Source organism: uncultured Gimesia sp. (genome assembly GCF_937910335.1).
GTDB lineage: Bacteria > Planctomycetota > Planctomycetia > Planctomycetales > Planctomycetaceae > Gimesia.
Genome location: NZ_CALEMX010000194.1, coordinates 1 through 20,370, shown reverse-complemented (window position 1 = coordinate 20,370; position 20,370 = coordinate 1). Strand labels below are relative to the sequence as shown.

3 protein-coding genes are annotated in these 20,370 nt (G+C 46.5%); all 3 read right to left on the bottom strand.

What is annotated here, in order from left to right:
* Window positions 1-50 precede the first annotated feature (50 nt).
* The 3 genes from Q0668_RS07310 to Q0668_RS07300 all read right to left on the bottom strand — a co-directional run bounded on the left by Q0668_RS07310 (window position 51) and on the right by Q0668_RS07300 (window position 20,335).
* Complete coding sequence (locus Q0668_RS07310) at window positions 51-800, bottom strand: endonuclease/exonuclease/phosphatase family protein (protein WP_298862057.1); 750 nt, start codon at window positions 798-800, stop codon at window positions 51-53.
* 11 nt (window positions 801-811) lie between these two features.
* Window positions 812-1,546 carry a hypothetical protein gene (locus tag Q0668_RS07305; protein ID WP_298862054.1) on the bottom strand — a complete coding sequence of 245 codons (735 nt, stop codon included), beginning with the start codon at window positions 1,544-1,546 and terminating at the stop codon, window positions 812-814.
* Between the two features lie 300 nt (window positions 1,547-1,846).
* Complete coding sequence (locus Q0668_RS07300) at window positions 1,847-20,335, bottom strand: choice-of-anchor Q domain-containing protein (RefSeq protein ID WP_298862051.1); 18,489 nt, start codon at window positions 20,333-20,335, stop codon at window positions 1,847-1,849.
* Between the last annotated feature and the right edge of the window lie 35 nt (window positions 20,336-20,370).

The window sequence follows — 20,370 nt, the reverse complement described above, 5'->3', positions numbered from 1 at the left end:
TTAAAAAAGTTGTGAAGTCATCGATTCGATAGAGATCAGCAGGGCACAATTTAATGCCCTGCTTTTTTTTTGTAAAGCTCTGCATGCTCGTTTAAATGAAAGTCGATCACCAAAGGTAAATGGTCTGAGGCTTCCCTCGAAAGTTTTGATCGAGAGAGTCTCGCATTTTTCACACCAATCTCTCCCCGAATGAAGGCTTTATCCAAAGTGCCGACAGGTAAATAAGCCGGAAACGATCGAAACTTAGAAGGCGGGTGAGTCACTTCCTCAAATTGATGCTGAGAAAACGTTCCTTTTGCCAACGTATTTCGCCAGTCATTTGTATCGCCAACAATCAATGCGGGATAGCCATTGCCTTCTTCAAACAATCGATGCGTCAGCAAATGATCAATTTGCCAATGCCTTTCTTTCTCGGCAAGCCCCAGATGGAAATTGACTAATTGAAAGGCACCTTCGGGAGAATCAATCACTACGAGCTGCGCTCCACGCGATTTGCGCCATTTATTCGTCAGTGAAATTTGATGCTGTATTAGAAACGGCCAACGTGAAAGGATCATATTTCCATAACCGCCGGTCTTCAACTTCACATTCAGTTGAAACAGAGATTCCCGCATATTGAAATAGTCAGCCAGGATTCGAGGCTGATTATTAAACCGGGAACGTTTGACGTTCCGATCGACTTCATGCAGACAGACGATATCCGGATTTTCTGACTCGATCACACTGATGATGCGTTCCAACCGATAACGTCGGTCTCGTCCACCTATCCCTTTGTGAATATTGTAGCTTAATAGTCGCATGATCGGTTCGTTTATTTACCTGCAAACAGAGAGGGAGTCACCTTGATTACACCCAGATCATTCTTACCCGGAACAATCTTAAGCTTGACCCTCCCGCGTGTCCAATCAGGACTGGCAATCAAATAACCAGCTTTTTCATGCCAGACCTGAAACTCCCACTCCCCTACGGGTAAGTTCTTAATCGAAAAGGCGCCAGAATCATCAGTCGTCGAAAAGTAAGGATGATTCAGTGCGAGCAGCCAACCTTCCTGCCAGGGATGAATACTGCAACTCATGCGCATAGGGAGTTTCTCACCATATTCAAATCGATGTGTGAATGATTCGCCGGGCGGCAATAACTGATTGAGACTGGGATTTCGATAAGCCTTCACTTGAAAACCATGTGCACAAAGATCCTCATTCTCTGTAAGCAGTTGTTGCTTTTTGACCCAGAGCCCTGAAACATGTGGCCGGAATATACAGCCTTTGTTTTGAATTTTGACCGAAGGAGACACCCCCTGATAATCGGAGTGGATCTGAGATTCATCCAATTTTGATTCGCGCAGATAGAAAAAGATATTCTTGACACCACCACTTTTCCCAATGACCAATGACTGGTCAAGCACCTGATCACTGAACTTGCCACAAATTTCCTGGTCGCGGCTGATCTCAAGTTTTTGGGGAACTGATACCTTGCCTGTATAAAGAAACTGCCCGGTTAATGTGCCCCATTCTGCAGCCTGAACCGAGCCTGACAGCAAAATCACAAAACAAAACCATAGCAAAAACTGCCTGAAATAAAACTGATCTCGATCCAAAATACACGCTCCCGGTTATCGCCAATTGATATTTCACTCCACTACAGTAAATAGCCTGCAAAGGCGATCTCGCTTCTATTTTACACTCTCTGAACGGCGGAGGAAACTGCTCTCGCTAAAAGAGCAAGCTGTTTTTCAATTCACCAATAAAAAACCCTCTGCAAACGACAACATTTGCAGAGGGTCAGATTATTTTCAGATTGAATCGATTGACCGGAAAATAGTTTACCGGACTCTGAACAAAAACTCCTACAACAGGGGACCTTCCCAGTTACTAAAGGCTTCGTCCATCGATTCCAGGTTCTCACTAAAATCGTCAGCCTGTTCGTTTTCCGAATGGGCAAACACTAACTCCCGATCATCTGAACCAGATCCTGTCAGACTATTTTCAAATTCCGTTGAATACAGGTCTTCAAAGATCGTTTCATCCACTTCAGATCGTTCGAATGGAGTACCTTGATCAAAGAGACTTGGTTGAATCGCATCGAAGCTAGCCACCTGTCGAAGTTGATCCAGTGAACTATCTTCTTCAGTATTCTTGATAGCAGCAGGAGCAACAAAACCAACCGTTGACTGATCAACAAAGACTTTTGCTGCTTCAATGCTTTTGACCAACACTGGTTCCACATTTTCAGCAGGAACTGAATTAGTTCCAAAAATCGGACTACTGGTTCCACCGCCGCCAGTTGCTCCCACATTCTGGTAAGCCTCCAGAAACATTTGAACGTTCAGGGCGGATGGTGTCTTACGAACGCCTGGATCAAGCGTATCACTCATCAGATCATCGGAATAATCTGGATCGTCAATATGATAACCGGCTGCATCCAGGTCGACAGTAAAGTCTGATCCGACAAATGTCAGGTCACCATTACCATCTGTTTCGATGAGGTTACCAAATCCAGAGTAATAACGGGTGAAACCAAGTACGTGTCCGATTTCGTGTAACAGAACTGTATACAGGTCATAACCAGTTCCCGCAGGAAGATCTGCCACATCGACGTGCCATCCTAAACCGTTAGCATCATCGTCAATGACAACTCGACCGGCAACGGGAATTCCATCAACACTGTATTCCGTAGTCTGACCGGAACCGAGTTGAGCCGTACCAAAATCACGCACAATCACTTCTACTTCCAGAGGCTCTTCCAGGCCTAGTGCCGTTTCCCAGGTATCAACGGCAGCTTCGATCACCTGTCCGATACTATCGTCACCACTGGCTACTTCCAGCGAAGTTCCAATCCATTTCTGACCAAAGGTTGTCGGGAAATTGATCGCAGTATTTCCGCTCTTGCTTTTGCCATAGTTCGCAGCAAGCTGAGTCAGGTCTCTAAAGTCGACGCGACCACTCTTGTTAAAGTCCATCGCTGCGACAAACTGTGAAGAAGCATTATAAACATCTTGACTGTAAACCGATGCGAAAACTATCAAATCACGGAAATTGACAGCATCATCATCGTTGATATCGTAGATCACGGGATAGAGCTCAGTTTCAGGTAACGCTCCTACATTCGCAATGACTTCACCGACATCAGCAATATCAACTTTTGTATTCAGTACTTCCAAACCAAGCTCAAGTGGATCTAATGTCAAATCAGATGGATCGACTTCTACCTGATCGCCAGCCAGAGATTCAAATCTAATGCGGGCAAACAAGGCATGTCCCGTTCCACCTACGTCAGATTGCTCTGTGCTACCACTCAGATTTCGCACAACGCCTGCTGCATCATCAATGACAGCAGTAGTATTGACCGCAAAGCTGGAACCATATTCTACGGAGGTCGCTGTAAAGTAATCTGAATTATAAGCAATCTCAGTTAAGACATCCGAGATACTGAGTCCACTGGCAGTATTCACCCAGACTTCGACCCAGAATGATTCCCATTCATGAATCCATTCGGCATCGGCTGGTAAAGCAGAGGTATGCCCATCACTGGAAACAGCCGTTTGATCTGTGACCACGGATAACTGGATGCGGGTATGCTCAACAGCCAATTCAACATCACCCTTGGTACCGAACAATGGTGGTGGGCTGCCTGGCCGAAACTCAACAGCTCCAATATCTGCGAGGGGATCGACTAATCCAGATCCATTGACAGGCCGCGCTTGTCCGCGTTGGTCAACTGTTGGATATGGATCCAACAAATTGCCATCATCAAACAGACCAGCATCAATCGCCGGACTGCCCGGCATCAGATTGTGAGTCAGCGTGTTGCCATCATTATCAGCCAAAACATCTAACATGGCATCAATGGGCGAGAGCGAAGAGCCAACAATGTTTGAATTCACACCATTTGTCAAACCGGTCGCCGTTCCAATATTACCAATCAAATTATACTGGCTGGCAACAACTGGAGGGCCGAGAATCGGAGAGTAGTCACCATCGAGGTCATCATTTCCTATGACTGCAATATTTCCAGCCACGATCGTATTGTACAGAGTCACCGTATTGGTATTACTGTTGGAGATCCCACCGCCCCATTGATCTGCGGTATTCAACGTCAATGTATTGTAGAGAAGTTCCAATATTCCATCATTGAAAATCGCACCACCGCGAACGCCGGCATGATTGGCTGAGAACGTCGTATTTGTGAACTCAGCAAGCCCTTTATTGTAAACACCCCCACCTGATTGTACGGCAGTATTCAGATACAAAGTCGTATTTTCAAAGTCCAACGTGCCATCCACCGAAACACTATCATTGAAAATCGCACCACCGTGAACGCCGGCACTATTTTCTGAGAATGTGGTACCCGTGGAAACGGTGTCACCCTTATTATAAATCCCCCCGCCTGATTGAACGGCAGTATTCAGTGACAAGATATTATCAACCATATCCAACGTGCCATCATTATAAATTGCACCACCGTCAACGCCAGCATGATTGGCTGAGAACGTCGTATCTTTGAGGGACTTAATTTCACCTTCGTTGTAAATACCCCCACCAGATTGATCTGCCGTATTCATGGTCAGAGTGTTATTCAAAACATCCAACTCGCCATCAGTGAAGATTGCACCGCCACGAGATCCGGAATGGTTTTCAGAGAAGGTGACATTCGTTGAATTTGTGGTGCCTGAGGTATAAATTGCACCACCACGGCTTCCTGCAACATTATTGTTGAATAATGACTCTGAAACATTAAACGTCGCACCAGAGGCAACATAAACAGCTCCAGCACGCGCATCTGATGTATTTCCATCAAACGTGGAATGAGAAATCGTTGCCGTTTCTTGATATTGATAAAGAGCCCCACCCTGGAAACCGGCATGGTTATTCAGGAATTGAGCATCAGTAATATCGATATCGGCGGTACTCAATATCGCACCACCCCAGAAGTCGGCATTGTTATTCAAGAAGATCAACTGATTCAGTGTAGTCGGCCCCTGAGTAAACAGGGCACCACCATCATCGGCGTTACCGTTTCTCAGCTCCATATTCGATAGATTCAGAGCCACACCAATACCTGTGTGGAAGATGCGATCGATTCCATTTCCACCATCTTGTGCAATAAAATCAAAAGGATCAGCAGGATTAAAAGGATTCAAAGGATCAGCATTAATCCTCGTGAGACCTGTTCCCTGACCGAATATATTGACACTTTCAAGAATATCAAAGTCACCCGTATCGTTCAAATTCTCACCAACTCCGTCACGCGTCATGATATATTCACCATCCAGCAATATGATATTATCTACAACACCAACATTATCATTTGCTTGCGTGATGGCTTCACGCAGTGAAATCAAACCATCACCGGAGTCGACAATATCATCAAGCGTGGTGACGACGATTCCATTTTCGACTATCGTTCCGACACCCTGCCCATCAACAATATTCGAGTTGGTGGGATTTGAAAGATTGACATAGAAGAATTCATTATCTTCAAAAAATCCCGAATCTGTAAAAACAGTCACTTCAAATGGCCGCTCTGTTACGCCGGGAGCAAACATGACAGTTTCTGATTTGGCTTCATAATCGTAGGGCGAACTTGATCCCGATTCCGCTGTACCATTCATCGTGGAAGCTAAGACTGTGATAGTATCACCAATAAGCGCCTGTGATAACGAAACGGTAAATTTAAAGGTAATCGTGGTCGGGTCACCGTCACCGTCATCATAGTTTTCTGTCCTGGTCACATCGCTGATTGACAGTAACGCAAAGTCATCATTCTTAATCGTGCCTGTTCCTATTGACGACAGGAAATCCACATCACCCACAGTATTTGTGGCAGTGGCAGTTGACAATTCAACATTGAATTTTTCCTCAGGCTCAATTTCCGAATCACCGTTCACCACGACGGTCACCGTTTTCTCGAGATCTTCATCTGGGAAAAAGGTAATTTTACCATTAGATATCCCCACATAATCAATGCCTGACATTGCAGTTCCATCCGCAGTAATATAATCAACGGTTACCACTCCCGCAACAGGGTGGCTCAGCGATACGATAAAGTTGAAATCGGTTGTGGTACCAACGGGGCCTTCGTCGAGTGACACAGGGTCGATGGAAATTTCGGCATCATCGTTCTTAATGGTTCCCAGAGATTGATCCTTATCAATCGTGGCTCCCACTGAATTAAACAGATTGACGAAGAATGTCTCGTAAGCCTCTGGAGTGATATCTCCGTTGACGATCACTTCAATCGTCTGTGTTGTTTCACCGGGCGAGAAAGTCACAGTGCCTGATGTAAATTGATAGTCAATACCAGCCTCAGCCGTTCCATTTGAAGTCTCATAGTCAACTGTTACCTCATCAACATTGACGTTCGACAGTGAAACTAAAATCTCAAACACTGTCGTTCCGATATTAGTCTCTACCTGACTGATATCGGAAATACTGATTGTGGGAGTCACAAATTCGTAAGCACCAATATCGCTCGTGGTATCCGTAGGCCTGGTTGCCCCACGTTGGTCATTCACAACACCATCGGTATTGTCGCCAGCATCAATCGCCAGACTTCCCGCAAGTAATGCGTGAGTAAAGGTCGGGCCACCATTGTCTTTAAGAATACTTAAGACGGGGTCAACGCGCTGTGCATTGGACCCGACAATATCATTGTTGAATCCGTCAATAAAGCCGGTTGCCGTATCGGGTGTTCCGATCAGGTTATTGCCCGCTGAAGTAAACACACCTTCCAGATCATAACCGCTCACTAAAGCATGATTACCGGCAATGATCGTGTTACTGGCAGTCACACTGGCGGAAGCAGAAACCGAATAAATTCCACCGCCTGAACCTTCAGTCGTATTGTCATAAATTGTCGAATTATTGATCCTCAGCTCACCCGTGTTATGAATCGCACCACCTTCTTTGCCAGATTCGTTGCCTGAGAAGGTTACATTGGAAATCTCGATGGTGTCTTCATTCAATAATCCACCGCCACGGGTACCGGCGATGTTATACGAAATGGTACTGTTGGAAATCGTCACGTCACCGGGGGTCACCATCGGAGGCTCGGCATTAAACGTAATTGTATACTGCCCCAAGCTCGCGTAATCTGAGTAACCCGTTCCCAAAACGTCGCCTTCACCTGTCCCTTCGATGGACACGAAGTAGGTACCAGCTGCCAGTCCGATGAATGACGCATTGAGAGCGCCAGTGGGATTGCTCGTTTGAATCTGAGTGCCGCTGGAATCGTACAATGTCGCAAGAATGTCGAGGTTGGGACTCTCGAAGAATGGATCGATGCTGACATCGCCACCAGTGGTTGTGATCTGGAAATAGTCCACATCTGAGTTTCGCTCGACGATTCCGGAAGCCGTGCCACCGGTGATAATTGACGCAAATCCAAGACCGTTCCCGTGATCATCGGCGCGATAACTAAATCCGTTCTGGCTTGTGATGATACTCAGATCGTCTTCGCTGTTGTCAGCGTCGGTGTATTCACCTTGACTCCACTGGACCAGACCTTGCTGTAAAAAACCAGCCCCCATGATCGTAGCCCAGGCCGTTGGACCGCTTCCATGACCCGGGTAATATTCCACGGCTGACGTACCATCATGGTTTAATCCCAGTGTGTGTCCCACTTCGTGGCTGATCGTCTCGGCAACACCAATCAGACCTGCGTTAAATACGAAGGCTGGTGTGTCGGTGCTGGCGTTGAACGATGTCAGGAATGCAAGGCCCCCGGTACCAGTGAGATCAAAGGTGTCCACACCACTGACGGCACGCACACCCCAGCGCGTATCTGAGGCATCACTCCTGATCAGATCGCTGAGTGGTGGCTCCGCGGTGGTAACATTGATATTAAACGGAGCAAAGTCCTCAGAAACACGTAGCCAGGCTCGTTGTATATCTTCGATTTCGGACATGCTGAATGTCCCGACGTCGCCATCGGTATCATAAGCAGGGGTAACAATCGAAACCTGATTGAAAAAGGTGTTCCACTGTGTGCCAGTTGTCGTGTGCCCATCGAAATCGAGATAAATCGTGAAGTTAGACCCGGGCAGCGAACTCAGGTTGAACGTATCGCTGACTGGAAATGGAGGAGCTTCACTCAAGATGCCAGCTTCTGCGATATCGTATTTAGGACTAGTGTGTAATTCAAACGTTTCTGCTACCACGACCTCACTTGAGGCCGCAGGCACAATCACTCCGCTACCCCCTTCACCATTCCCCACAGCCACTTCATTCGAAATGAACACACCACCACCGGCAACCGTTGCAGTATTACCGTCGATTGTCGTGTCGTTGACTCCCAGAGTTCCCCCTGTCGAGTTGAAGATACCACCACCATTTTCAGCATCGTTGCCGGAAATGGTACTCATATCGATGGTGATCGTACCAGAATCGTTATTGAAGATGGCTCCCCCGTCAGCAATCGCGGTATTGTTACGGAAGAAGCTGTCCGTCATGGTGACGAAACCATTGTTGAACAGGGCTCCACCACGGTTGGCGAGACTGTTCTCAATCGTCACATCTTCCAATGTCAGGTTACCAAAGTTCAGAATCGCACCACCGTCTTCCACACGTGTGACACTTCCATTCACAAGCGTCACGCCGCGAATGGAAACATTAATATTTGTGAAGATATGGAAGATACGGTCCAGGAAGTCGGCGTCAATAAAGGTTCGGCCCGAACCCGCACCGATAATGGTTAAATCGTCTGTAATATCCAGGTCACCCAGCAAGGCGTTTTCTTCATACTGGCCAAACAGCGAGAGAGTATAAACTCCTGTTCCCAACAGAATTGTATCGGCGCCAATACGAGTGTTGGCTTCCATAATGGCTGCACGCAATGTGCTTTGGCCGTTTGCATCAACACTCACACCATCTCCGGGATTAGCATCAACCGAATCACCAAAGCTGCTTACAATATATCCAGATTCAAATGCTCCAATATCAACAATCAATGAACCGTTTCCATCACCATCGAATAAACGGGCAAAACCACGCTGGTCATCTGTAGGAGCATAGAAATTATTACCTGCATCACGTGCCAGGCTTCCGCCTATCAGCTCATGTGTAAAGGTCGCACCACCATTGTCCTGAAGGGCGCCCAAACCGGCATTAATCGGATCTGCGACTGTCCCCACCATATCTTCAGGAATCCCAACGTCGAATCCAGTGGAACCATCCTCAATACCAATCAGGTTATTCCCACGAGAATCAAAACCACCTCTGACATCGGGACTGGCAGAAGAATCAGTATTACCAGCGATGATTGAGTTCGCAACACTCACAAAACCATCAACAGCATTCAGGATTCCACCTCCGGTCGTCGCGGAATTGTTAAAGATGGTCGCATTGGTTATTTCCATGCTCCCTTCTTCATCGTTATAAATACCACCACCCGCTACAGCATCATTCCCTGAGATGGTCGCATTCACGATATCTGCCAGAGCAATTGAATTATTATAAATACCACCACCGAAACGAGAGGCAATATTGTTCGAAAGCGTACTGCTTAAGATATTCAATTGAGCATTATGCTCATTGAAAATACCAGCCCCATCATCCGCCGCGGTATTTCCATCAACGGTCGTTCGTTGCAGGTTGATTGTCCCATCATCCTTATTATAAATACCACCACCATTTGTGCTGGCACTATTATCATTCACGGCAGAGAGATCGAGGTTGATCGTTCCCAGTTCCTGATTATAAATACCACCACCGGCTACGGCTTCATTGTTGATCAAAGAAGTAGACGTCAGATTCACGGCCCCTTCTTCCTGATCATTGAATAAGCCACCACCATTCCTCAATGCTTCACTGTCTCTAATAATTGTCCCGGTCAATGACAGACTGACTCCAAAGTTGGCAATGGCACCACCATCACGGTCTGCGGAGTTATCTTTGAACAAACTGTCGGTAATCATCACTTCACCAGCGGAAGCATTGTAAAAACCACCACCATCGCTGGCAGCCATGTTAGTTAAGATGGAAACATCGCTGAGTAAAACCACACCTTCATCATTGTAAATTCCACCACCGGAAAGTAACGCGTTGTTTCCAGAAACTGTTGTACGACTGATTGTCAAAGCAGCCGCTTCTTCGTTGAAAATACCCGCCCCCTGATCGGCAGTATTGCTGTTCACTTTACTGTCGCTAATCGTCAGGATGGCTAGATCATTATTGTAGATACCACCACCATCCAACGTGGATGTATTACCTGAAACTGAACTGCGTGTCAGATCAATTGTAGCCTCAAGATCATTGAAGATACCACCACCATCACCGGCTGCGGTATTTCCTGTAACATCAGAATCGGCTAGAGTCATCGTTGACTGGTCATTATTGAAAATACCGCCACCGTCAACAGCATTGTTATTGGAAACAGTACTATTCAACAGATTTAATGTTCCCTGTTGATTAAGCTGACCATTGAGAATTCCACCACCATTAATGTCAGCAGTATTCGCATCTACGACCGTATTCAGCAGAGATAATGTTCCCAGATTACGGATACCACCACCGCTTCCACCAACCGCATGACCACCGGTAATCGTTACTCCATCCAGAGTCAACTCAATACCAACAAGCACATCAAACACTCGGTCATCCAGTGCCGTTGCATTCAGTGCCGTTGCGTTAATAATGGTTTGACCGTTACCCGCACCTGTAATTGTCAAACTACCCGTGAGATCGGTCACATCTAAATCGCCCGTCGATGCATCATCCAGATCAGAGTTAATGTCATTCAAGATCGTCAAATCATACATTCCTGGTCCGAGTATGATGACAGAATCACCGGCTAATGCGTTGGCTTCCATGATGGCAGCTCGCAAGGTGATATTTCCATCCGCATCAGCTGCGATTCCATCCCCAGGAGTCACATCGACTGTATCCAGTAAACTATTTACAAAGAACACACCAAATTCGACAGCTCCAATATCGACACTGCTTCCCAAAACTCGTGTGCTTCCCCGTTGTTCTAATTCGTCCACACCAATACTTCCGCCTGCATCAATGGCGATACTTCCCTGGAGTAGTGCATGTGTAAGCGTTGGGCCGCCGTTGTCTGCTAATGTTAAATCAAGAACAGGAGTCGGATCTATCACATCAACAATATCTAAAGCACCAATTCCGGTCGCAGAACCAAGCAACCCGGTCAGGTTGCCTCCCAGACTGATAAAATCTCCGTTTAGTTCTGCATTGGTTGCAGCCGTGTTTCCAATCACCAGGTTATTCTGCAAAGTTGAAGTATCGGTATTGGAAATCGCCCCCCCGTTAGTCCCTGCATCATTGAGCGTAAATGTGTTGTTCGTGGCAGTCATCGTAGCCGTATTTCGAATCGCACCACCAGAGCGATCGGAATGGTTACCTGAGAATGTAGAATTAGATAACGTGACATTTCCCGCACCCGCATTGAAGATGGCACCACCATCGCGTGCGGTGCTGTTTCCGCTGATGGTACTTCGAGTCACTTCCAGAGTTCCCGTATTGCGGATACCACCACCACTTCCGCCAGCACTGTTTCCTGAGATCGTACTGTCGACGATAATCATCAAACCAGTATTATTCAGACCACCAGCACTATCCGCGGCTACGTTTCCAGTCACTTCCACATTCGTCAAAGTAGTCGTTCCACTGTTTCGAATACCAGCCCCGTCTGCACTACCCGTCAAGGCTCCATTGGTAATCGTCAGATTTTCCAGATTCAAAGTCACGCCGGCAAAGACCTGGAAGATCCGATCCAGTGCGCCACCATCAATGGCGGTACCACTCAGAAGCGTAATACCATCGTCGGCAAACACGGCAACACCGGTTCCACGAATTGTCAGGTTATCGCGAATATCCAGGTCACCCGTTGCTGCTAAATCTTCATCAATCCCACCTATGCTTAATTCATACTTACCAGCGGCAAGCTCAATAATGTTGGAACCAGCCAGCGCGTTCGCTTCCTGAATGGCGGCACGCAACGTCTGTGTTTCCTCCGTTCCATCACCAACGATACCATCACCGGCTAAATCGTCAGGTGCGTCTAAAAGTTCCGTCACAGAAATGATCGATCCGTTAACCCAGGAAACTGAGACATCATTTAATAGGGGGATAGGACCAGCACTAATTCCTGATCCTTCAGCAACCAGCGTCAGCGTATAATCGCCTGGTATATCGGTCACAGTACTTAAATCAATTTTATATGTAGAATCATTTGTTCCTGATACAGGTTCAACAACCAGATCTGTCAACGGGATATTCTGTCCGTTGCGCGTCAATCGAAAATCAAGGATGCTGACTTTGGTTGGGTCGACTGCGATAGAAGCATCCGTAGCGTCTTTAAATGTGATCGTTACCTCGCCAACATCGGTGATCAGTACAGACGATGAAGTAGGTAGACGTAGACTTTCAATCGTCGCGTTCAGAACATCATCACCGATCCGAAAGGTTTCAGTCGTGCCCCGGACCAATGCATTACCACCGGGAGAATCTACAATCGTTCCCCCACCAATTTCATCCAATACTGTCAGGGAATATTCTCCAGCCCCATTAGCAGCAACAATAACCCCCAGATCTAGAGTATAAAATGAATCTGGTCCCGCTGGCGCCGTTGGTCCCCCTGGTCCCACTGGTCCCGTTAAGGATCCAACTGGAATTTTTATCGGATCCGGACCATCATCAAAGAACAGTACCAGGTTAGTATAGAATATATTGAGGGGGTCAGTATCATCGACAGCATCGACATTCACAACATCTTCAGAGAAGTTAATCGCGAAAGGCAGCTCACCCATATTTACGGGGGCAACAGACTGAATCCCCACCGTGGGTGCAACGAAATCATCACCTTTTCGCCAGGTCACAAAAGTCGAACCGGCAACCTTGTTTCCGGCGGTGTCCTGAACTGGAACTGTAGATGTTTCAGGATCAAAAGTAACCGTATAAATCCCATCCGCGTCTACCTGAGCTCCTAGTTCAAGTTCAAATTCAGAACCATCAAAATTCGGGTTGATGGAGAGAACATTAATTACGTTTCCGTGATTGTCCTCCACCGTAATACTAGAGTCATCAAACCCAGACACAGGTTCACCAAACTTCAACAGCACAAAGAATAATGGATCGCTAAGCGGCTGATCCGCCACATTCTCAAATTGTGCGATCGGAGCCAATGTATCAGTGCTCCATTCAACGTCGTCGCCTACTTGTATCGCATTTCCAGCCAGATCGGTAATGGATCCTGATCCTCCAGTGTTCAGCGTCAAAACATAATCGCCGGACAAACTGGTGACCTTGCTTAGATCAAGCACAAACTGGCTACCGGTCACCTGGGTCAAAGTCGCAGCTGATAAATCTTTATTTACCGGACCGCTGCCGTCATCAAAGGTGAGGGTAAAATCACTCAGTTCAACGCCGATCACATCTTCATTGAAATTGATAACCACTTCACCGGCCGCACCGCTGATCGGAGTGTTCAACACCAATTCAACCTCTTCAAATTCCGCAGTAGGCTCATCAGTATCGACGGTAAATCGTTCCACATCGCCAAACGACAGCGTATTAAAGCCAGATGTATACTTGGCATCGGTAATCGAAAATCCATCCGCATTCAACCGCAACTCATATTCCCCATCCCCTTGCGCGGCGATAATCGAATCGATATTCAGCGTGAAATTACGGAGAGAATTCGGATTCTGCTCCAACATCGAAGCCATTAACAAACTACTGATATCGACATTGTCTTTGAACAAGGAAAATTGATTGATATCAACACCGGCCACATCTTCTGTAAACGAGATGGTGAAATCACCAACGGCAGTCACATTCGAAGGATCGGGAACCGTCACTGAAATATCAGCCGTCAGGAATGTACTAACAAGCGGAGCTAGAAACGAATTTGCGGTAGGTACCCAGGTATCCCACGAAAAATCCAGTTCACCAAAGATCGCTCCCGGACGATTCGTTTCAAACAAAAACGAATCTCCCTCTTGGAAACCACCACTACCGCCAAAAGGCGAACCACCCACACCATCAAAGCCTTGAGCAATTCGGAATGTACTGACACCCATCCCGTCATACAGGAAGGCGCCCGTATCGTTAAACGACCATGTTCCAGTGCCGGGAGTTACGGCGCCAATCACGGCCCCTTCCGTGCTTCGTAAAGTGAAGCTGAAATTATCAATTACGTCAATTACAAAAACACCATTGGCAGGGCTTAACCTATCTTCAAGAAAACTAAAGATACTTGGAAGCCCAAGCTCATCCGATTCGACACCCGTAATTTCAACTGTAGAATTAGAAAACAACCCATGCGGATCTGTCGTTACAACTGTAATAGGAGCTCCCGGCGTGGAAACGAACGCATCCGCCACTAAACCCACGGCTGTCGGAGCAGCATTAGGACCAGAAGATGGATCTAAATTGGTTCGGGAGGCAACACGCTGCGCGTTACGGCGACGTGTATCAGAATTAAAGGGACCATCCGGATTCGGTGCCACTTTGTTATTCAGACGCGATTTAAAGTCGGGCTCAGCATTATCGTAGAAGGCCCCCACATTAGTCACACTCAACCCGTTACCCGTGTTCCCCTCAAACACCAGATTCAGTTTTGCTAATGGATCGCGCCGATGGCTTGCGAGCACACGGAATGCCGGGTTGCCTGTGGGCGCAATCCAGATATCCTGTGTGGTCGGAGGATCAACGGTCGAAGTGAATGATTCAGCATAAAAATCCTCACCAAAGTTACCTTCAAACTCATTATTCGTGACAGAAACATTCGACCGTCCATTAGCAGCATTAGCACTGCTTTCTTCTCCCACACTCACTGCAGTTCCCGGAGTTTGGCCAGAGATGTTACGAACTTCGGAGGCCATTGTACCAATTCTCAAAATTAAACCAGTGGATGCAAAACTACTGTTCTCACCATTATCCTGGATATAGTTCGTGTCTAATTGCAAAACCATATCTGCACTTGAAGTAAGGACATCTCCCGTTGCATCCAAGACATCTGTACTATTGGCATCCTGATCCTGCCCCCTGGACGCGGTAGTCACAACATAGACACCTTCCAGGGCATTCGACACAATGCGGTTGGCCCCAGATTCTGTACCATCGCCAAAGATAAAGTCAGATCCCGCCTGTTCTTCAGTTTGAAGATCGATACCACGACCACCATTATTATCAATGAAATTGCCTATTGCAGTGACACTCGTAACGGCATCACCAATTAATTCGTTTTGTGTAAAATTCAGTTCACCATGACTTACCGAATTCGCACTGAGAACTTCTAATCCATCTGATGTATTTTCCGTGATCGTATTATTGCGTAAGAAGACAACTTGGGTGTTGGAATTGATATCAACCCCTTTTCCAATGTTGAAAGCAATCAAGTTATTATCTATTGATGAAAAAAGACTTTCTCCGGAAAGCTCTATCCCTCCGGTTGCGTTCGAGAGAATCGAGTTATTGGCAATTTTCACATTCCCCTCGATACGATCCCGGTGGGCCGCAATCTGAACTCCATCGCCCCCATTACTTTCGATCAAATTACCACGATCCAAACCAGTTACAGGATCAACCCCATCCAGTCCAATGAAAAGGTAGCGAGGCACAAAAGCATCACCATCAAGGCGATTACCGATTCGTCCGGAAATACGAACCCCATGTGACACATTATTACTGATGTCGTTTTGGATCCAAGTCCCTGATATATCACGACGATCTGTTCCGAAGTAATCTTGATCAGTAGTCCGCGTCGTCCCTTCAATACCATTCTGTAAGTTGAATGTGATCTGATTATTAATGATATCTGCAAAGATGCTGGCATCTGCTTCAGCATGGAGACTCAGACCATCTCTCAAGTTGCTGTTAAGCACATTCTCTTTGATTTCAAAATCGGTCGTCGTTAAAGAACCATTCTGTGCCAGAATATCAATACCATCGCTGTTTCCAGTCAATGTATTACTATAAATCATAACGGCACGTTCTTCACCCACAATCGGATCGACATCGGCGCGACCTACGCGGGCGTCATCTTCACGGTGGAAGTTCACTCCATCTCCCGTGTTATTGGCGATGACATTATTCGAAATTTGAGTACGATCGATTATCGTCGATTCTTCGATATGAATCCCGACACCATTCGCAACGTTCCCCAGTCCACCCGTGTTCGCAGCATCCGTCCCCAGGAAGTTACCATCAATCGTCAAATCTCGCAGTTGACTCACTGCTTCAAAATGAACATCGGTTCCGAGCAAATCAACATAGATAGCATCACCAGCATAGGGAGTGGAAACATCGCTATCATTGCGGGTACCGGTAATAGTATTGTTGGTGATACTGATATCACCCGTTGCGGTATTTTGCATACTGACCGCGACACCAACACCACGGTTGTCATCCATCGTATTTCCATCAACGGACAGACTGAAATCGATGCTATGCAGAATGGTTGCATCGGCGGCCACTAAGTTAATGCCTGCGGTATTATTCGAGCTGATTGTGTTGCCGGAGAGATCTCCATAGAAGGAAGTATACATCTCCAAATCGATCTCAACACCAGCACCCGAATTACCAGTTATCGAATTGCCCCGAATACCTCGTAGATAACCACCTACGGATGTCGTTTTGACAGTCATTGTGCTATCAGTCAAACCTGAATCATTCACAACAATTTGCGGTACATTGATCGTTGCCAGGCTTCCTACAAACTCCACTTCAAATCCTGTAAGGGCATCTCCGCGAACAATCACATCGTCGTCATTGATTGTGGCCAATCCAATCAGGGCTAAATATATTTCACGAGCATCTGCATCATAGTCGATATCAACAGTTTCTGTGGCATCATCATCAAAGGACAATCTAAACGTGTCAGTCCCCGAGGGAGTGCCAATGAGATTAAACTCCTGGACTTCGTTCAGAGTCGTCCCTTGAGTGACCGTCGTCACGGTCGGAAGCACATAAACCAGATTGCTGAAATCAATGTCGATTTCCATGCCAGGACCATGACCAAATACGACGGGTCCTGGTATTGCGGGAACCGATATTGAAGGATCGATTGCTCTTAAATCATCAACAAACTCAACAGTGAAACCACCCGTGGCAATCGATCCCGTCACTAAAACATCATCGACCCCATTAGTATCAAAGACACTGATCGAAAGCAGGCTTTGCAACGCAGCTTGGACATCTGCTGCGATAATATCAAAATTCAGCGGGCCAGTAATTTCACCATTGTATTCAAGCGTAAACGTTCCTGCTTTGGGATTATCAGGGAAAGAAATAGTCTGAACTTCGTTGTCACCAATTCCATCTTGTGATTGTACAGGATCAACTACCAGCGTACTAAATGGCTCCAGCGGACCTGACGGCGCTGACACGACATCACCCGTTATGAGAGACACACTTGTGATATCAAAATTGCCAAGTAATGTCGAAGGGTTCAAATCTAAGGGGAATACAGTAGCTACCAAAGGATCGACGTTAAGTCTCGCGAAATCCCCAATAAACTGAATCTGAAAACCAGCCGTAAAGTTACCGGTCACAGTAAAATCATCTGCATTAACCGCAATCGGCAACGCCTCTAAGGCGTTGTTTATATTGGTGATCATCGCAGCGGGAGTCGTGGGAATGACGATCGCTCCAGTAGTAAACCCCTGGAACTGTAGTCTAAAAGCACCACCAATCGGCGGGTCTGTAATATTGGCACCATTAAGAGTAAACGGGAAACTAGGGTCACTGACTGATTTTACAAATCGTAACAATTGCCGCTCATTAGAAAAATTATTACCTTGAGCAAGCGTTGACATATTAATATCAAACTTTAAATCTTCGTCATTGATGGTAATTTCTGGAATGGCGGTAGATCCGGGTAGAATGCTACCAAGAGTAACGCCATCCGCAAGACCACCAGAATCCAGAAAGATAATATCAAATCCAGTAGGAGTAACTGTCGGAGAAGCAGTTGGTGTCGCTACAACACTCACAGCATTAAGACCATAACCCTCCATGTCGGCAATGGCATTTAATTCAAGCTCGAGCTCTGCTGCAGAAGCGGCGCGACGGGGATTCGCCATATCAAATGGCAGTGTGACTGTTTGCCCTAAGAATGTCAGATCAAAAGTACCAAGATGAGGCACAAAGGTTGAATTCAGTTCCAGGTGTTGAATGACATTAAATGAAACTTCAAACCCGTTGACAAAATCACCAGTGACAACGAAATCGCCTTCGACTCCCGTCTTAAATGTCGCCGATGGCAGTGCATCTAAAGCCGCGTCGATGTTGGCAGCAGTGTTGGCAGCAGCCACAACCGGATCAGCATCAGTATCAATAGCAATCTCGCCCGTAGTTTCCCCCTGAAAAGTGAGCTGGAAAAAACCACCAGTCGGTGTCTCAACAATCGTATTCGGAATAACAGTCGACTCATCGATGCTGACAAAAGTAATGATTTGATTGGCTGGTTTGTTGAAATTGCCAGGATCCTGCGGACTTTCCACAACATTGACAATCAGGCGTAAATTCGTGTCATCTACAATAATTTGAGGCACATCGGTATCGCGCAATGATCCCGTTTCCAGAAAATTAATAGTAAATCCAGTCGCATCGGCTGTAACTTCGATGGGGTCATCCGAGTAACCCAGTAAAGCAGCCATCGCATTCAATTCGTCCTGAAGAATCATTGCGTTGGCTGCTTGGTTTGCTAGTGACAGATCCAAAACAGAGAATGAGAAGACACTTGTTTCTGAGTTCAACAAATTATTAGGATCTGTCAAGGTAAGACGAAAAGAACCGAAGGTCGGCGTACCCGTTAATTCCAGACGCTGAATTTCACTCTGATTGCCCGCAGTAGGAATTGTGATGGCGACAGAGGGATCCGCGCCCGTAAGCGTACTTGTATTAATAATAAGTGGGTTTACATTCCGACCACCGACGGCATTCACAAATTCCACTTCATAGCCGTCCTGGAAGTTGCCGTTCACCAGAATATCGTCAACTCCAATCTCGAGTGTCTCTCCCCCTCCCAACACAGGCGTAGCTGCAACCAATGCCGCCTTTACCTGAGCGGCGGTCGCAGTAGCAAGAATACCACTTGTTTCGAACTCAACACCATTACCATCGACATAAATGATAGTATAATCACCGCCGGTGGGAACGCCTTCAAATGTAATCAATTGCACTTCATTCCGCGGCGCGGCAAAGTCAATTTTGTCAGTCGGGCCAGGCACCCCTGCAAAGGCAGGTACACCAGGTGCTCCATTACCGGTTGGCAGGGGATTGGTTGTAGACGGAGTAAAGAAGATTCCGTGACCAACATTGTTTGCGATCACGTTTCCAGAAATATCGCCGCTCAAATCACCATCGGTCTGATCAAAGACGACTCCATGACTGCTATTTGAAGTAATTGAGTTATCTGTAATCGAAACAAACTGGTCGACATTATTCAATGTCAGACTGACACCAGCACCTTCTGTATTGCCGGAGATTATATTGCTGTGTATGAACAATTCCGTCAATAATGCAGCACCACCATCGACAGTGTCATCAACATTGATAGAAACTCCCTGAATGGCGTTGTTATTCGTCAGCCGAAATTCTTCAGCGATGGAATCAACCAGATTCAGACTGACACCATCATTTCCGGTTGCTCCGGAAATGCTGTTATCGGCCATAGTTGTATGACGTAAAAGGGACCCATTTGTGATATCAAAGGCAACCCCATCAATCGACGAACGTCGCACTGAGGTCTCTTCGATCGTAGAAGCATTCAATGCCACGGTCACGCCGGCGCCCGTCTGGCCCGTCAAAGTAGAATCGACGATATTGAACTCATCGAATATCACATCGGTCAGATCCACATTAAAAGCATTTCCCACGCTTCCCGAAATCGTGGAACTGTCAACTGCAATCGTATCGATTAATAAATTCGAAAGTTCGATATCAACACCAATTCCTGAACTGGAAGAAATCGAGACATTATCGAACAGAATTTTGAAATCGGCGGGCAACAAAGGATTATCGGAATCCCGGAATAATAAACCATCAAGATCAATCGAGACCCCAGGTCCGGAAGTGGCATTAATGGTCAGATCTTCGAAAATGATCGTGTCAAAATTTGAGACACCATCAGCATCCGGATCCAATATAGAGTTATTAAGCGTTACCCCCAGTCCAGGAGTGAGCTGATTGATAATCAGAGAGGTCAGAAGAGTTCGATCTTCCAATTGCTCAATAGCAACTCTGCGTTGGATTTTCTGACGTGCTGAAGAAGGCACACTTCTAAGCTGTAGTCGGCGACGAGGATTCAATGTAGCCTTACGGCTTTTTTCGAAAGCAACTCGCATCGACTCGACCCAAGATGTCAGTAACATCTGCTGTCTCCCATAAACTCTAAATTGCTATGGCA

Coding starts and splice junctions, on each gene's coding strand:
- Q0668_RS07310 (WP_298862057.1), bottom strand. CDS start 800: ATGCGACTATTAAGCTACAATATTCACAAAGGGATAGGTGGACGAGAC.
- Q0668_RS07300 (WP_298862051.1), bottom strand. CDS start 20,335: ATGTTACTGACATCTTGGGTCGAGTCGATGCGAGTTGCTTTCGAAAAA.